The organism is Vibrio sp. KUL78 (assembly GCF_059725505.1).
This window is the reverse complement of sequence record NZ_AP045838.1, coordinates 1,699,163-1,716,872: the sequence shown is the minus strand read 5'-3', so window position 1 is coordinate 1,716,872 and position 17,710 is coordinate 1,699,163. Positions and strand designations below refer to the sequence as shown.

General features: G+C 44.3%; 10 protein-coding genes and 2 pseudogenes. 1 reads left to right on the top strand and 11 read right to left on the bottom strand.

Features of this window, described 5'->3' with window-relative positions; genetic code table 11:
- Window positions 1-278 precede the first annotated feature (278 nt).
- The 10 genes and pseudogenes from AC6I8Y_RS24090 to AC6I8Y_RS24045 form a co-directional block, all read right to left on the bottom strand.
- A complete protein-coding gene (locus AC6I8Y_RS24090) occupies window positions 279-1,472 on the bottom strand; it encodes a Tn7-like element transposition protein TnsE (RefSeq protein WP_498022028.1) in 1,194 nt (397 codons plus the stop codon).
- A gap of 368 nt (window positions 1,473-1,840) precedes the next feature.
- The gene (locus tag AC6I8Y_RS24085; protein WP_498022026.1) at window positions 1,841-3,382 is read right to left on the bottom strand and encodes a TnsD family Tn7-like transposition protein; all 1,542 of its coding nucleotides are present in this window, start codon (window positions 3,380-3,382) and stop codon (window positions 1,841-1,843) included.
- A gap of 56 nt (window positions 3,383-3,438) precedes the next feature.
- Window positions 3,439-5,022 (bottom strand): ATP-binding protein, encoded by a 1,584-nt coding sequence (locus tag AC6I8Y_RS24080; protein ID WP_498022024.1) that lies wholly within the window; start codon window positions 5,020-5,022, stop codon window positions 3,439-3,441.
- Window positions 5,015-7,096 carry a TnsB C-terminal domain-containing protein gene (locus AC6I8Y_RS24075; RefSeq protein WP_498022023.1) on the bottom strand — a complete coding sequence of 694 codons (2,082 nt, stop codon included), beginning with the start codon at window positions 7,094-7,096 and terminating at the stop codon, window positions 5,015-5,017. Before AC6I8Y_RS24075 ends, AC6I8Y_RS24080 begins: the two co-directional genes overlap by 8 nt.
- Window positions 7,086-7,907: a TnsA endonuclease N-terminal domain-containing protein gene (locus AC6I8Y_RS24070; RefSeq protein WP_498022021.1), complete on the bottom strand. Its 822-nt coding sequence runs from the start codon at window positions 7,905-7,907 to the stop codon at window positions 7,086-7,088. Before AC6I8Y_RS24070 ends, AC6I8Y_RS24075 begins: the two co-directional genes overlap by 11 nt.
- A gap of 134 nt (window positions 7,908-8,041) precedes the next feature.
- A pseudogene (gene glmS, locus AC6I8Y_RS24065) lies at window positions 8,042-9,873 on the bottom strand (glutamine--fructose-6-phosphate transaminase (isomerizing)).
- A 73-nt stretch (window positions 9,874-9,946) separates the two neighbouring features.
- Window positions 9,947-10,714, bottom strand: coding sequence for a DeoR/GlpR family DNA-binding transcription regulator (locus AC6I8Y_RS24060; protein ID WP_394150022.1), 768 nt, complete (start codon window positions 10,712-10,714; stop codon window positions 9,947-9,949).
- 277 nt (window positions 10,715-10,991) lie between these two features.
- On the bottom strand, window positions 10,992-11,525 hold the full coding sequence (locus tag AC6I8Y_RS24055) for an MltR family transcriptional regulator (RefSeq protein WP_156111110.1): 534 nt from the start codon (window positions 11,523-11,525) through the stop codon (window positions 10,992-10,994).
- Window positions 11,526-11,575: 50 nt separating this feature from the next.
- On the bottom strand, window positions 11,576-12,724 hold the full coding sequence (locus tag AC6I8Y_RS24050) for a mannitol-1-phosphate 5-dehydrogenase (protein ID WP_394150020.1): 1,149 nt from the start codon (window positions 12,722-12,724) through the stop codon (window positions 11,576-11,578).
- 130 nt (window positions 12,725-12,854) lie between these two features.
- Complete coding sequence (locus AC6I8Y_RS24045; protein WP_498022019.1) at window positions 12,855-14,747, bottom strand: PTS mannitol transporter subunit IICBA; 1,893 nt, start codon at window positions 14,745-14,747, stop codon at window positions 12,855-12,857.
- A gap of 466 nt (window positions 14,748-15,213) precedes the next feature.
- Between AC6I8Y_RS24045 and AC6I8Y_RS24040 the strand changes: the two genes are divergently transcribed.
- Window positions 15,214-15,864: an HAD family hydrolase gene (locus AC6I8Y_RS24040; RefSeq protein WP_394150017.1), complete on the top strand. Its 651-nt coding sequence runs from the start codon at window positions 15,214-15,216 to the stop codon at window positions 15,862-15,864.
- Between the two features lie 86 nt (window positions 15,865-15,950).
- On the opposite strand, the pseudogene AC6I8Y_RS24035 reads toward AC6I8Y_RS24040, so the two are convergent.
- Window positions 15,951-17,592, bottom strand: a pseudogene (locus tag AC6I8Y_RS24035) (glycoside hydrolase family 32 protein).
- Window positions 17,593-17,710 lie beyond the last annotated feature (118 nt).

Below are 17,710 nucleotides of genomic sequence, written 5' to 3'. Positions count from 1 at the left end.
GATAGCTTGAGCTCATCGGTTACATCGATGCTTGCGGCGCACAGTGACCCTTTTTTAGTTCATCTCAACGATGAACAGACAGTATGAGACTAGCTAAATAACTGCAATTGGGTTAGCGACGCCGCTAGTGCGAAACATTTCCCAAACGTGGTCGATCTGATTACAAATTTTGCTTGTTAGCATGGTGATTCTTTTGACATGAAACAATGGCCAAGAGCTTGGCCATCGTTACTTTCATTTTACTTCATCACCTTTGCTTAGACACTTACTTTCCTTAGTTATTGTGTCAATGCTCTCTTAACAGCTCTATCCAGAGCCTCAATCCACGCGGTTTCATACTCACTGTCGGTTCTGTGCACCATTTCACCATCGACTTTTTTGGTTCTAGAAGGGTGCTTAATTTCAACCACTACTGAACAGTGTTCTTGGTTTGCTTTAGCATCCCATCGAACGCCTTTCTCGGAGCATGCTTTCATCACGTGCGTAAGCCCATCTTTGCCACTTTCAGAAAACCCAAATAATCTGGAGCCTAGACTATGCTTGTCGTTAATATCGCTAATATCCACTTCAATGATGACTAAAGGCGTTTGCCGATAATAGAAATATGCACAATGAAAGGTTCGAGCCTCCTGTGTGAGCTTGTTCTTGTATATCAGTGAAGAATTGTCCGGTTTTGGTATTGCCAAGCACTGTGTACCTTTGTGTTCATAATCAGGAAGCTTCATGAGCTTCCTGATTACCTTTTCAAAAATTTGAAAGTTACCTGTTGGAGCGACGACTTTCGGAGCCTCAGGACTAGTTGAATCATCGCAATCACTGCGATTAATCGCCCAGTCTAACTCTTGTGCCGATCCGTTTGCTGTTCCATGCCCGACTCCTGAAACATCAGGCTTTGGTTTTTCGGTGGTATTCACATTAGGCGCTACCCTCGATAGTGCTTTTCCTGGGGAAACGGTTACTTCATCTTCAGAATCACAGACAAATCGAAAGCCTTCTTCACTGAAGATATCTCTTTTTCGGTGACTACCTGGCGTGGCTTCAAAGTCCAACTGCGGATCTGGGTCTGTCCGGTTAATTTCTGGGCGCTTGCCGTTACTTGGCTCAACAGGAATAACATCAATTTTTTTGGGATGGTATATCGAGACTTTTTTTCCATAGTTAAAACTTGGGGTACGTACTCTCTTGATTTCTTCGACATGGAACAACATTGGGTCGGTTTCATCATACTCACCAGCAAGCTTAAATCGCCAACTTTTAAGTGACGGTGGTTCAAAGTTAAAGTTCCACTCCGTGCCTTCATCTTGTTGTAACTTGCTATAAATACTGTTGAAGCTTTTTGTTGCCTCAGGGTTAAGCAACAGCCACCTCAAGTGTTTGCATGCATCCTTGGAGTCCAAATTCCTTAAGGGGTAATCCGATGACCTGTTAAAACGGATAAAACACTCTTTTCCAATATCATCCACGACTGCCATCCCCATCAAACCATTTGGCCTAAAGGCTGTGCGTGTTAGATGTACGTTGTGTAAAAAAGAGTGCTCGAGCAAGTTCTATACACGAAACAACAACTTTTAAGTTGCCTTCTTTTAAAATGATTGAATGTGATTTGTTTGAAGCAGCTCTTTGAAAATTATCTGATACTTTTATGTCGATGAGTTCGCGCTTATGAGGGACAGTACGTTCTTTATTTGAATAATGAGAATTGAGCATCAACATAGGTATGAGTTCGGCCGGAACGCGACTTTCAGGGTGACCTAAGAACTGCACGTTGATATAGGGTCTGATTTTATTATTGAGAACCCGTTTGGAGTGTATACTACCGATTTTAATCAACGGCGTATTTTCAGGGAAGTGCCGCAAGTCTCTGCCAGGCTGGGATGTCCAATCGGAGAATTTCCCGTGCAGGTTTCCTGCTACGCGCACGGCTGAGTCCAGCAAGTCGTTCAATCTCACACACGGGCCTTGAAACATCATTACACTCAATGAGTTGAACCATAACACGGCTTAATCGTCTTGTTTGGTACTCTTCAACCGATTCGCTATATCGATCAAAAAATAAGCTGCAAAGTGGGAGTTTGTGCATTTTTTTTTCGATCAAGCTCTTTTTGGCTATTTTCGACGCAAACCATGATTTTGAATGGCGAGGATCGTATATTCTTCCCTCTGCTAGATTCTTTACAGAAAGTAGCTCTTTTGCTATCCAGCGGTCTCGAGCCTGCCAATCAACACGATAATTCTGGTAATTTGAAGCTCGCTTGGGTTTGTGAATATTGAGCCACTTACGGTCATATCGATAAAGCCAAGAATACAGCCGGGCACCAATTACAGTACTTCTGACTTGTTTTAAAGATTCAGCTTGTGAAGACTTTAAAATACTAAGCCATTGGTTTCTATTTTGAGCCCGTTTTTCTAGATTTTTGGTCGTTCTCATAGGCCGCTCTCTCCTCTCTATTTTAGGAAACGCACAAGCGTTCTCTAACTCTACCAACAAATCCACGTTACTATCTCGTAGTGACAACCAAACAATGAAGTGTTGCAAGTAACTGAATACTCTACGATGTTTTCTGAACATTGCTACTAACCATGTATTAGTTCCACTAAGCGCTAAACCTTGTTGGTACAGCCATTTATCTGAGCAAAGCCTTCGCACAGAATCTGAAATCTCTTTATGATTAATTCGTGCGCCAGTTATCATGCCTGCATCTCTTGCAAGTTTTTGATAATAGAGCGTCCATTGCGCTGGTGAAATCGAACTACTTTTCAAGTTGAGCAAGCTTTCTACCATTTTGGATAATCTGAGCTCGCAAGGGCCAGCTACCTCAGAAAAACATGTTTGACATTGATAGCTACTCGCGCCCACAAACTGATGTCTGTGTGTGGAATGAATCGGTATGTATGTATCTATGAGAATGCTCTGATGCAGCGGGCAGGCGTTGACGCCAGGTGCTTGAAACAATCGCTGCCAGTAGGTAAAACCAAGGTTCTTACTTTGTTCTTGCCAACATAAGGGGCAAATCTTGTACGTCGTAGGCCACTTGATAATCGACGCTGGTATACCTGCGCCAGACAAGCAGGGGTTCACTCGACAATGAATTAAATTGGCTTGTAACGCTTTATAGCGGTGTGATTCAACGAAGGGTTTAAACAGCGGAAGGAACGTATAACGCTCTACGATTTGCTTTGGGTGAATTCCCCATACGTGACCTACATGGTCCAAAAGCTGCGCAATATGACCTTGTAAAATAGGCGAAGGAACGATCATTCTGTTGCCAAAGAGAATGTCTAATGCAATCTTGTCACCCTTGATTCCCATTTGTTGGATAAATCGAGCAATAATACTTGTGAGCAACTCATCTTTCTGAGCGACTGGAAAGTGGGTCAACATCTTCAACCACCACACAACTCGTTTCACTTATTAAAGTATAGTTGGCGGCTTCCTACCTAGAGGTATGGTGTGATGTCAAGAATCATGCCTTCACGTTTTAGGTTGTTGTAGGTAGACATTGGGTTGTCACTTTTCAGCAGTCGAAGATCGTTTTCCATATAACGAGGCTTTAGCTTGGCTACTATTGATTTTTCAGACTTACTTTGTGTCGCTGGTTTATCCTCTAACGATTTTATATGAGCAACTAACCCAAATAGATCCTCACTAGGCTTTTCATCTATGGCTTGTCTCGCCGCTAGTTTAGCCACATCCTCACCGAGTCCCATGCGAATCAGCATATCTGTGAGTTCCACCAATTTATCATCAGTTACCTCACCAGTAGTTTCAAGCTCATCCACATCGCTATCGCTAGCTTGCCCAATAATACGAATTGAATCAGCAGGTAAGTCTAAGTCAGCATACTTGACGATTTCTTCTTTTCGACCGCTTTGAAGCGCTCGGATCATCGGATGAATGATCGACAACTCTTCGTTGAACACATCTTCGACTAACTTTAGGGAAATCACTTCTATACCCGCAACTACCGCTCTTGCTTGGCAAAGGTAAAACAATGAAACGGCCACATGAGCAACACCTTGTGTGAGTTCCCAAAATAAGTCTTTCATAGGTGCAGTCATCGGTGTCGGTGATTGAAACCACTGCAACTTCCACATTCTATTTAAAAACCGATCCCATTCGCTCTCATCATTTGTATTTGATAGGTGCTGAAATCGATTCCAATTTAAACTACCAAACTGCGAAGCGCGGCGAGCTGATCTCATCGTAGGAGAAAAGAGTTCAAGAGCTTTTGGTGTGCCAATAAACAACACTGGCACTTTGATTACATTGGTAAGCGTAACGAAAAAATTGAGTAGCTTAGTCGCCCCCCCGGAACGCGCAGCACTAAGGTGTTGTATTTCGTCTATAACCAAAATTCCAATAGAATGAAGAGCACATACTCTAGCGATATCACCTAACATAGACTCTGCTGATGATCTCGACTTCACGTAAGTCTCCTCATAATCACTTCCAAGCACATCATCTACCGCACGAAAAAAGTGGATACAAAGGCTCTTTGCCGAACCATCGTGAGGACTATCAATTTTAAGCCATACCAACTGAACCCGCTGGTATTCTGGGTGATAAATAGCCTGATGCTCGTATGAATCTAAGATGGCTTGGACCGCAGTTGTCTTACCTGTTCCAGAGCAGCCAATTATAGTGGTGGCCAACGCTGCACTGCCAGAATTTCGCGATGCAGTAGAAAAATCGACGTTATCGATATCTAAAAGGATACGCTGATAGTCAATCGAGGCGATGTTACGTCCAAGGTATCCTCTGCGTATCATTCCTGAAATCATCTGTTCAAGCTGAAGGTGAGCTTTTGTCGGATATAGAAAGCCATCAAGTATTCGCATCATCGCATGGCGACGAATATATCCAGGTAAAGTTTTTTCCGAGTCTCGCACTTCAGGATAACGATTCAATTTTTTGGCCGTATTCTGAGGTGAGTTCAATAAAGGTAGTGCATTGATCAAAGGCTGATCTCGATAGTCTTCGATTTCAGGATCTGCGTATTCCGCTTGGTGAATTTTAATCATCATCATCTCCTAAAAATTCATCCAGTGACGGGTATTCAATGCTTTCTGAGTTGTGAGCCGTATGAATATCAATGACTTCAGCAGTACTTTGCTTTGACTCAGGCTTGAGGTTGACCGAGGTATTGTCTCGCTCAAATTCCCTCTCTTCATCTCGATTACCCTTAATTCCGGTCAATCTTTGTGAGTCCGTTAATTTAGGTGTATTCGCCTTTTTGTCACGCTCTCGTTTAGCGATACGCTCCATCGTTTCCTGTAGGTCAGGAGCCTCAAAATCCTTATCTTGATTCGCTGAAGCCTCTGCAACTTTAGAAGACTTGAGAATACCTGCAGCATCCACAAAACTCATTCCCTTATATCGACGGCTACGGTCTGAAAGCTCACATATCCAATAGGATTGATAACTTTTGTCGGGTCTCAGATAAACAACATCGGTTCGACGCGGGTCAAAGGCCACATCAACTTTCTTTGGTCTTGTCTGCTTGAATCGGTCAAACCAACCTTCAGCCATTGCTTCACGGCAAGTGTATTTCAGTCCTTTGAAACCAATACCAACTTCAGACACTGTCCCTTTTTCAGTGGGTAACAAGTTCACTTCAACCATCTCTTTATTGCATGGTCTTAACTTACCGGTACGATTTTTGATTCCCCAGTTCCAAAGTTGAATGGGGACTGCGGGTAAGTCATTAGGCATATCTTCGGCAAAATCATAATCTTTAACTACATGCCTAGTGTTGTAGTTGATAATGATGTGAATCACGGTCTCGGTGAATGCATGCAAGGTTAATTCTGCGTCTAGCTCATATCGGCGTCCCAAGCGCTTCTTGCCGTTAACTGGCTCGACAATACCACCGATATAAGGTCTGAATTTTGTTTGAAGAGTATTGAAATAGCGTTCCACGCCGCCTTTATCATCCCCTCGGTAGGATCGCGAGTTACTCAATTGGATGTTAAATGCATTGACGAGAACGTCAGCTTGCCTATGCAAAAGCTCGCCTTTATCCGCCATGATCGACGCAGGAATACCAACAGAAGGCCACATAGAAGAATCGATTTCTATTCCATAGCTCCGACAATACTCTGTTTTATCAAGAAAGGCGTTAGACATGGCCATCATCGCCGCAACCCATGATGGGTTTTCCAAACCGACGTAAAGCCCTGTAACCATGCGACTAAATACATCTTTAACCACGTAAACCACTGGCCTACCGATGATTTTATTCGGATCTTTCTCAGAAACTAAATAGAGGTCCGCAATCGTTGCATCAATCTCATACCGCCCTCCTGGTCCGATATTCATAAAGGCTGATGTGCTTGTTAGCGCTCTAATATCTTTGTCGTATACTCTGGATGGCGTTCTTCGTCTTACTACATCATGTTTCTTGTAGTTAGATTCATAGAAATAGCGGAATTGACGAAGAGTCGGTATGGAAGTCTTATCAGAGTCGGGATATCTGGATTTATACAAGCCAATTGCTTTATCTTTGGCGTCTTTGATAGAGAACTTATCGTTTTGAAGAAAGAAGCCATCAATTGCTAGACTGAAAATTTCTGCGACATCATCGGTAATGATGGCACCTACGCCCTCGGCAGTTGTTCGCTTCCGCCCGAGCTTATTGCCCACGTCACGCCTAGATTTACCTTTCCCGCCAGACTTATGATAATCAGGCAGCAATGCATTGGGTGTCATCCCTCTTTGCCAATAGCGACGGAGTTGGCGAATGAAGTAAATACGAGGTTTTCCGGTCGCTTCAACCCCGTTTCTAATTAGACGGTTGCGCGACGTCTTATCAAATAATTCACTGTGATCTTTTAGTAGAATTTTTAGCATCGCATAGGCTTCATCTCGCTTGAGAGTTTGTGCACCGTCGAGCTCAACATGAGAGAAAGTAAAAGGTTCACTGATGCACTCTATCGTTTGTGCTGCGATCAATTCATGTAACTCAGAGACAGGCATGAGTATAGGCCAAGCCGATTCATCATCGAGACTGATCAGCCAGATGAACTCTAACGTTTCGTACACCACACGTATTCGCTCGGTTGAATCTGTGTATTGATAGACTTGATTAAGAAGCATTGCCGACCTCCAAATCTCTATTACCACTAATTAAGAGTTCGACATCTTCGCACTTCCACTCAGTAAACGGAGTTTCAAGTGATGCTTTTAAATATTGGTTGGCAATACCATAGCGAAATATTCCGATATGAGTGCCTTCCTCCAATTGGTATTGATCATCCAATTTGGCACAATGTCGGGCTACATAAGCTTTGGGTCGCTTCGCTAATCTAGCTTCAAGATCAATGACATCCTGCTTGGAGAATGGGTATTCGACTTCAGTATCTATATCGATAAGTGGTTTTATCCACTTCAGGTTCATTTTGAGTGCGTTGGAGACTTCTTGATCGGTAAAAATGGGACAAGGTACTTTTATTGCTTCCCAGTACGCTTTCTCTATTTGAAGCTTTTCGACAATGCGCTTGTCATCAAGCTCTAGAGCTGGCTTTACGGGGATCGCTAACTGGGAGCCATCAGCAAAATCGATGATTAAGTCCGTAGTCACTATTTTAAGCTCGCCCTTTTCTTGAGGGTGGCGAATACCCAGTTGGCGGCAAATAATCAAAGAGTCAGCAAGAGGAATAGGAAACTGCTCTCGAATGTCGATGACCTTCTTGCACCAATCGAACACCAGAAACGCGGCTAGCTCGTTACCTGAGTGGAGGTGGTGTACACGTCCAACTGTGGCACTTTTGACACGAACGCTTTCGCCAGAGCTGCTGAACTCTCCAACTTGAACAAAAGGAATGTAATCCTTACCAATTCCTTCACCACGTTTTTCATCTAAACGCTTTTGGTCTTTCTTATTGAGTGGCTTATCTGCATCTGACATAAAAAACCTCCGACTAAGCTAAACTTAGCAGGAGGTCAAAAAACGATCAATCTTTATTGTATATGATCAGACTTTATTGTAACTGATCAAACTTTATTGTCTTCCGACACTTTCATCGATACTAATAACGGGGTTTACTCAACCGTCACCGCTTTCGCTAGGTTACGTGGTTGGTCAACATCAGTACCTTTGATAAGCGCTACGTGGTAAGACAATAGCTGCATCGGAACCGTGTAGTAGATTGGAGCGATGATGTCGTCTACATGAGGCATTTGGATGATCTTCATGTTTTCGTCGCCTTCAAAGCCCGCTTTCTCGTCTGCGAATACATAGAGTAGACCGCCACGTGCACGTACTTCTTCGATGTTTGACTTAAGCTTCTCTAGCAGGTCGTTGGTTGGTGCTACAACCACAACTGGCATGTCTGCATCGATGAGTGCTAGAGGACCGTGCTTCAATTCACCTGCTGCGTATGCTTCCGCGTGGATGTAAGAGATCTCTTTAAGTTTTAGAGACGCTTCCATCGCGATTGGGTAGTATTCGCCACGTCCTAAGAATAGTGTGTGGTGCTTATCAGCGAAGTCTGTTGCTAGTGCTTCAATTTCTTTGTCGAACGCTAGTGCTTTCTCGATGTTTGCAGGCAATTCGTGCAGTGATTTCACGATTTCTGCTTCGCGTTCTTCTGTCATGCGATCTTGAAGGCGAGCGATAGACACAACCATCATCAGCATCGCTGCTAGCTGAGTTGTGAATGCTTTGGTTGAAGCCACACCGATTTCTGTCCCTGCGCGAGTCATGAATGCAAAGTCAGATTCACGAACCAAAGAAGAACCCGCAACGTTACAGATAGTCATTGCAGACATGTAACCTTTCTCTTTCGCAAGGCGAAGTGCTGCTAGCGTATCGGCTGTTTCGCCAGACTGTGAAAGTGTCACAAGTAGGCTGTTTGGACGAACAACGAAGTCGCGGTAGCGGAACTCAGACGCGATTTCTACGTCACAGCTTACGCCAGCGATAGATTCAAACCAGTAGCGAGCGGCCATACCAGAGTTGTATGACGTACCACATGCGATGATTTGAACGTGCTCAACCTTCTTAAGGATATCAACCGCGTTAACACCGATAGCTTCAGTCACTACTGCTTTATCAGTAACGCGACCTTCCATTGTATTGATCAGCGCACGAGGCTGTTCAAAGATCTCTTTTGCATGAAGTGACGGTATTGGCCTTTGTCACCTGCGTCATGTTCTGCGTTCGATTCTGTGATTTCACGCTCTACAGGGTTACCGTCAACATCAAGAACTTTAACGTCGCGACGAGTAATTTCTGCTACGTCACCCTCTTCTAGGTACATAAAGCGGCGAGTCACGCTTAGAAGCGCAAGTTGGTCAGAAGCAAGGAAGTTTTCACCAACACCGAAACCGATAACGATTGGGCTACCAGAACGAGCAGCAACGATGCGGCTTGGATCTTTGCGGTCAACTACTACTGTACCGTAAGCACCGTCTAGTTGAGCTGCTGTTTTTTGTAGCGCTTCAACCAGTGTTTCTGATGTGCGACGTTCCCACTCAACCAGGTGAGCAATAACTTCTGTATCCGTTTGAGATTGGAACACATAACCACGCTCTTGAAGCGTTGCACGTAGCTCTTCGTGGTTTTCGATGATGCCGTTGTGTACAACCGCGATATCACCTGATACGTGTGGGTGAGCGTTCGCTTCAGAAGGTTCACCGTGAGTTGCCCAGCGTGTGTGTGCGATACCTGTACCGCCTGTTACATCTTGTGCATCAACAGCATCAGCAAGTTCTTGCACCTTACCTAGGCGACGAACGCGCTTCAGCTCTAAATCAGCATCAACAACGGCAACACCCGCTGAATCATATCCACGGTACTCCAGACGGCGTAGACCCTCTACCAAAATTTCTGCTACGTCACGTTGTGCTACCGCACCTACGATTCCACACATAGTAATTCTCCACTTTTTAGTTTCTGTTTCCCTCTATGAACGCAAGCAAGTCAATAGAAGAGGGATAAATTGTTTAAGCGCAAATAACCTTTACGCTATTGGATTCGATTTGAGCTTTTTGCTCTTGAGTTAAGCCTTGATCAGTCACTAGCACATCAATCGCATCCCATGCTAATTCTAGATTAGGAATTCTTCGGCCAATTTTCTCGGATTCGATCATGACGACAACTTCACGGGCGACTTCAGCCATGACATTACTCAGCCCGATAAGCTCGTTAAAGGTTGTCGTACCGCGCGCTAAGTCCACTCCGTCAGCGCCAATAAACAGCTGGTCGAAGTCATAAGAGCGTAATACCGATTCTGCTACTTGACCCTGGAAAGATTCAGAATGTGCATCCCAAGTGCCACCTGTCATCAACAAGGTCGGTTCGTTTTCTAGGTCGTTTATCGCGTTGGCAAGAGAGAGCGAATTTGTCATCACTACCAAGCCCTTCTTGTTGCCTAGACGAGACACCAATGCACCGGTTGTGCTTCCGCAATCAATAACGATACGATAATGGTCGTTAATCAACCCTACCGCAGCTTCTGCGATCTTCTCTTTGGTTTCAGACGTCGCCACGGATTCGTTTAGCACTTCATCTACGGCTTCTTGAGGAAGAGAGACGGCTCCGCCATAGCGACGAAGCAACTGACCATTTTTTTCTAGCGATGTGAGATCTTTTCGAATCGTAACCTCTGAGGTATCAAATAGAGCAGACAACTCTTCAACACTGACTTCGCCACGCTCTTGGACAAGCTGGGCAATGGAATGGCGTCGAACCTGAGTATTACGTTTTCTCACTTTAACTTTCGCTTCAAAACTTAACTGATGCAAAAATTATTTCACAACGTAACTTATAGCGCAAGAAAATGGCGGTATTATTTGTGAGACACGATTTGACTGATGAAAAATCGAACAATTAAGTTTCGTTTCGAAAGTTAATTGTGTAAGTTCACGGAATAAGTTCGAAACTAAGCTCGCTAAAGTGGATAAACGAAAGTGGATCTAGGGGAATTAGTAAAAGACGAGAAGGCAATAAAAAGCCCCAACACTTGTTAAGCATTAGGGCTGAAATAGACTAGACGAGAGGGTTATCTCGGCAAAGTGTGTTCACCATTTCGGTGATGGCAAGGATGATAGTAGATTTCACTCGCTGATAATGACGCTCTAAAAACATCTCCAGCATCACTTCATCAAGACCTGCGGTCATGCTGGCATCATATTCGATCGGCATCATTTTTTGAATAGCACTGATTTTATTCAGTTCGAATAGCACATCAACTTCGGTAAAACTAACGTTGTTCTCTTGATGCTTTGTCCACTCTCTTAGAGTTACAAAAATGTCTATATCATCAAACACTTCTTTAGATATAACACCGAGGCCGAGGAGCAATTTAGCGCGAACAAGAATGTCGCCAAGAGGACCATCACTGGTAAGAAGGGGATCAACAACGTACTTCACTGCGTAGTCGTCTTTATGAAAGATACTATTGATAAGGGTGTCCAGAGTGTCGTCGATGGCATCATAAGCGGCCATAAGACATTCACTCGCGTCCTTTGCTTCGGACAGAGCTTCTAATAGTTCGGTTTCATTGGGCGGGTGCAGTGGCATAACATCTCTTAAAACAAAGGGTGCCACTTGCGTGGCACCAACAGCTTGAATCATTTGAGCGCTAAATACGCTTCGTGCGCTAGTGTAACAATTTCTGAATCAACATTCAGCTCTGAATAATGAGCCAGTGTTTTTTCAAATCCTTGTTCTGCAAACATCGCTTGAAGCTCAACCGCTTGTGGGTCATCGTCGTTTTTGTAAAGGAATGCTGCGGCGATACCTTTTAATAGGTGACCATTCGGCAATCCATACTCAAGCGTACCGTTAAGAGGCTTAATCAAGCGATCTTGCGGGCTCAGTTTACGGATTGGTTGACGACCAACTCGGTCCACTTCATCACGAAGATATGGGTTAGCGAAACGACCCAGGATCTTCTGGATGTAAGCAGCATGCGCCTGCGCGTCGAAGCCGTAGCGACGGATCAGTACTTCACCACTCTCTTGCATCGCAGCGGTTACATCCGCACGAATTGCTTCGTCTTCAATAGAATCTTTGATCGTTTCATGACCCGCTAGCACACCAAGGTAAGCCGTGATTAGGTGACCTGTGTTAAGTGTAAACAGTTTACGTTCAACGAACGCCATTAGGTTATCGGTACATTCCATACCCGCAATTGTCGGAATATCACCCACGAACTGAGTTTGATCGACGATCCACTCGCTAAAGGTTTCTACCGTTACTGCTAGAGGATCGGTTTCACCTTCTTCTGCCGGCGGTACGATACGGTCTACCGCTGAGTCAACGAAGCCAATGTTTGCCTCAGCAAACGCTTTAACATCGTCTGAAAGGTGTTCAAAGATCATTGCTTTTAGCTGGCTAGTACCGCGCACCATGTTTTCACAAGCAATAATATTAAGTGGCGCTGTATTGCCATTTGCTGCACGCTTTTCGATACCTTGTGCTACCGACTTAGAGATGATCTTCAGTACTGTCGGACCGACTGCTGTCGTAACCATTTCTACGTTAGCAATAAGGTCGATAATGTCGCTGCTGGTCGAGTTTACTGCTGTAACATTCGTTACTTCTTCTACTACTACATCTTCGCCAACGATTTTTACAGGGTAGGATTGACGTTCAATCAGAGCGTTAACCACGGTTTCGTTTACATCTGCAAATGTTACGTGAATACCTGCATCTGCAAGTAGTTTTCCGATAAAGCCACGACCGATATTACCTGCGCCAAAATGTAATGCTTTCATAAGACGTCTTCCTAAATAACTCATTAAAAAAAGAAAAAGAAAAAATCAAAAATGAGACCAACAAGGGGGCTGTTGGTCTCTTTCACTTAGGAGCTATGACTCAAAGCCAAAGTGATAATCACCACTTCTGCTACTTACCACTCAGGATGCGAAGTACATCTTCAGCATTGGTGGTAGACTTCAAACATTCGACAGCTTCGTCGTCATCAAGTGAATTCGTAATCGCCGTGATAACCTGAATGTGCTCATCACCTTGCGCCGCGATACCAATCACCATCTTAGCTACGTCATCTTCGTCCTCGCCCCACTGAACACCTTCAGGGAACTGGCAGAACACTATGCCTGTCTTTTTAACGAATTGTTTTGCTTCAATAGTGCCGTGAGGTACTGCAATCGACTCACCTAGGTAAGTAGAAACCAACTCTTCACGAGCCAACATGCCTTCAACATATTGCGGTTCTACATAACCAAGTTTTACGAGTTGCTCACCAGCAAACTTGATAACCTCTTCTTTGGTTTTTGCTTCCATTCCCAAGAAGATATTTTCATTTGATAGCTTAAGCGTTCCTTCTTCAATGCTTGAGCTAGTGTCTGCTGGTGCTTCAGGCTTTTTTGGCTCAGCACCTGCTTGTTGCGCATTAACTAAGTCAGCAACCAAACCGTCGTACAGTGCACCGTCTAGGAAGTTACCCAGTGAGATGTGGTGTGCATCTGCAGCGTGAGTGCGAGCACGGTCAGTCAGGTCTTTGTGAGTGATAACAATATCCGCACCATCTGGTAGGTTGTTGATCGCTAGGTTAGTCACCTCAATGCCTAGGTCTGCCGCTTCTACTTTCTTACGAAGCATGCTTGCACCCATTGCACTTGAGCCCATACCAGCATCACAAGCAACGATGATTTTGCGTACTTTTGCTAGGTCTAGTTCACCGCCTTGACCTTTAGAAGCGGCCTTCATGTCTGCCATTTGGCTTGCAGCTTTCTCTAGTGACTCTTCTTCATCATCTTGCTTAGATGTTTTCATTAGTAGTGAAGCTACGAAGAAGGTAACAGTCGCCGAAGCAATCACTGATAGAATCACGCCAAGGAATGAAGACTTAGGTGTCATCAGTAGCACAGCAAAGATTGAACCTGGCGATGCTGGAGATACTAGACCTGCATCAAACATGGTTAGTGTGAACACACCAGTCATACCACCAGCGATAACCGCAATGATTAGACGTGGGTTCATTAGAACGTAAGGGAAGTAGATTTCGTGGATACCACCGAAGAAGTGGATAATTGCCGCACCCGGTGCTGATTGCTTAGCGTTGCCACGACCGAAGAACATGTACGCAAGTAGGAGACCTAGACCAGGACCTGGGTTTGCTTCAATCAAGAAGAAGATAGATTTACCCACTTCTTCTGCTTGTTGGATACCGAGTGGCGAGAAGATACCGTGGTTGATTGCGTTATTTAGGAATAGGATTTTCGCAGGTTCAACAAAGATAGAGGTAAGAGGTAGTAGACCCGCGCTAACCATCATTCCAACGCCAGCAGCTAGCCCTGTTGAAAGCACTTTTACTGCAGGACCAATCACTAGGAAAGCAAGGATCGCACAAAGCATACCAACGATACCCGCCGAGAAGTTGTTCACCAACATCTCGAAGCCGCTCTTCACTTTGCCTTCAACCGCTTGGTCAAACTTCTTAATCGCTAGACCACCAAGAGGACCAACAATCATTGCACCCATGAACATCGGGATGTCTGTACCGACAATCACACCCATAGTTGTGATTGCACCAACGACAGCACCGCGATCGCCTGCTACCATTTTACCACCGGTGTAACCGATAAGTAGCGGTAGAAGGTAGGTGATCATAGGACCAACCATTGCGGCTAGAGTTTCGTTTGGAATCCAACCAGTAGGAATAAATAGTGCCGTAATCAAACCCCAAGCGATAAATGCACCAATATTTGGCATTACCATGTTGGAGAGGAAACGACCAAAGTTTTGTACTTTGATTTTTGCTTCAGGAGATAGCATAAGGTCATCCTCGTTATTAGAATCTGTGTCCAATGGACTAAAAATGTTTATTTAAAAGTCCATTAAAAAGTAACACAGGATTTCCAAAAGTCAGCATAACGCCCACTTTTGTGATAAATATCACACATAAAAAGCTAATGATGATTTTTTATAGTGATACAGATCACGTAAATTGAGCGTTGATAAATTACATGCCACTTTAGATGATAATAACTCTCATTTAAAAGTGATTTACATCACCTTTACTACCAAAGACACCTCTAAATAGTTAGTGACAAAAGTCACACATTGAGCAAATTACTCCAGAATCACCTATTCAAGGCGTCTATCTCAGACTACAAAACGAACACCAATTGACCACATTGGTATCGTTATGTAATTAAATTACAGGATTGATATTTTAATTTCACAATACTTCTGACAGAGTAGAGCGCATAAAAAACGTGAAAATAAAGAGGACATCATAATGTTCAGAGCACTACTGTTCGATATGGACGGACTTATCTTTGATACCGAGACGGTATATAAAGAGAGCTGGCAATACGCAGCAACGACGATGGGGTACGACTTAACGGATGAGTTCTATCAAGGTTTTATTGGTGTGCAAGATCCAGACTGCGAGAGAATGCTGGTTGAACATTTTGGTTCAGGCTTTGACCTTAACCACTATAAAACCATTCGCGACGCGCATTACCATGAAGCGCGTCAAGCAGGCATTGCCTTTAAAGAAGGGTTTCATGAACTATTTGCTGAAGCCAAAGCCCAAAAGCTCACTATTGCTCTCGTTACTTCTTCCCATTTGCCCGAAACCAAGCTGAACTTTGGCGCTACTGACTACCTCAATCAGTTCGACCTCATTATCACCGCAGAAGATGTCGATAATGGGAAGCCTCAGCCAGATTGCTACATCATGGCCTATGATAAACTCGGACTTGAGGCACAAGACTGTTTGGTGCTTGAGGATTCCAATAATGGGATGCGCTCGGGGAAAGCAGCTGGATGTTATGCCGCAATGATTCCGGATATCATGCCGCCGCATCAAGATGTCATAGAAACAGCGGACTATATTTTCGACTCACTTAACCAGGTCACTGAGTTGCTGAAATCACAACGCTAATACGTAGCATATAGAAAAGAGAAAGCCCTGTACCGTTTGGTCACAGGGCTTTTTTATTGTGTATTTTCCAAAGTTAATGGCTGTTGTTAACTCAACGAACTTATAAATGGAGCGCTTGCCGCGTTCAATGGGTAGACTTCAAAGTCTGATGCCCCTCCACGTAACTCGATACCAGTAGCATCTTTGTCAGTGAAGACTCGACCAGTCAGTACAAACTCACCACCATTAACGAAGATCTCCAAAGATGACTCATCCGAGAGAATTCGTAGCTCAACGTTTTCACTATTCAGCGTCAGTTCGCGCTTGGTATCCCCCTCACGAATTAAGGTGTCGGTTCTATCAAACACTAATGAGCGAGTGGTTTCATCTAGTCGTATCGATACGTATTGATCCGCTTTTGCATGCAACCTAAGCTCGCTCCCCCCACTCTAGAACCACACTCATATCAAACGCCTTGTCACAAAGAGATGGGTATCCGCTGTTGTCTAATGTGAAGCACTGCTTTTCTTTACGTAATGTCGCGATTTCAGCAATAGGGGTTTGGATAAGTCGTCCGTTTCTATTGGTTAGTTCACGAAGCGCTGTCAGCTGATGCACCCATCCGTTATCACTCGATGGATGGTTGATTTCATCTGGCAGTCCCATCCATCCAGAGAGAACTCGACGACCATCGGCAGCTAACATGGTTTGCGGCGCATAAAAGTCGAAACCTTTATCAAGATTGTCAAAGTCTGTTAGAGAGATTTTTCCCTCTAAATCCAGTTCAGCCTTCACATACCCATTGTGATGAGGGATGGTGTGGTACGCGCTGTCCGACTCAATCCCCTGAGGTCCAACAATCGCAAAATGCTCGCCATCCAGTTCGAAAAGATCCGGGCATTCCCACATATAACCAAAATCCCCCATTTCATCACCACAAAGCGATACGAATTCCCATTGATGTAAATCGCTTGAACGGTAGATTGCCAATCGCCCCTTGAGATCGGTTGTTTGGGCGCCTAGTAGCATTAACCAATGCTCACCGTGACGAACGATTTTAGGGTCTCGAATATGAGGCGTGACACCCTCTGGCAGGTTCGGGATCACAGGACCCAGTTTTTCAAAGGTAATTCCGTCATTCGATACCGCTAAACATTGAGTCGTATGACGATCTCTCTGATTACCAATTCTTGTATTACCTGTATAAAACAGCATGAGTTGCTCGCCTTGGCTCAACGCATGACCAGAAAAAACGCCGTGGCTATCAAACCAATCTGATGGCGTTAATGCGAGAGGCTGCCACTCCCAATTAATCAGATCTTTGCTCATTAAGTGAGCCCAGTACTTGTCTTTGTGGACACAGGCATATGGATACCACTGATAGAAGAGGTGGTACTCTCCGTTGTGGTAGATAAAACCGTTAGGGTCGTTCAAAAGTCCTTGAGGTGGAGAAACATGCCAAGACGGTCGATGCTCGCAATCAACTGGTTTGCTGACAGCCTCAACGTTCAATACTTGCTGCTGACTAATTACGCTACCCAGCTCAAGTAACGATGAATCATCGAAATGATTAGGCATATCAAACGTCAGTTGAGGCTTACCTAACACCTCTTCAAGCGAATAGCGTGGCGCGCCCTCGTTAACTAGAGACGTATCATGGACTTCAATTACTAGCTGATTATTCGGAAATAAGACACGATTCACGTTAGCCGGACCACCAAGCAGGTTCACCAAGTCGCTCACTGACATCGCGGTTGTTGAAGACTTTGCTTCTGGATCTTTGGTTGCTGAAACCTTGCTAGTGACTGAAACCATAATAGCTATACACCTATACCAATGATTAAAATTTTTCTGGGAACGTTTGCAA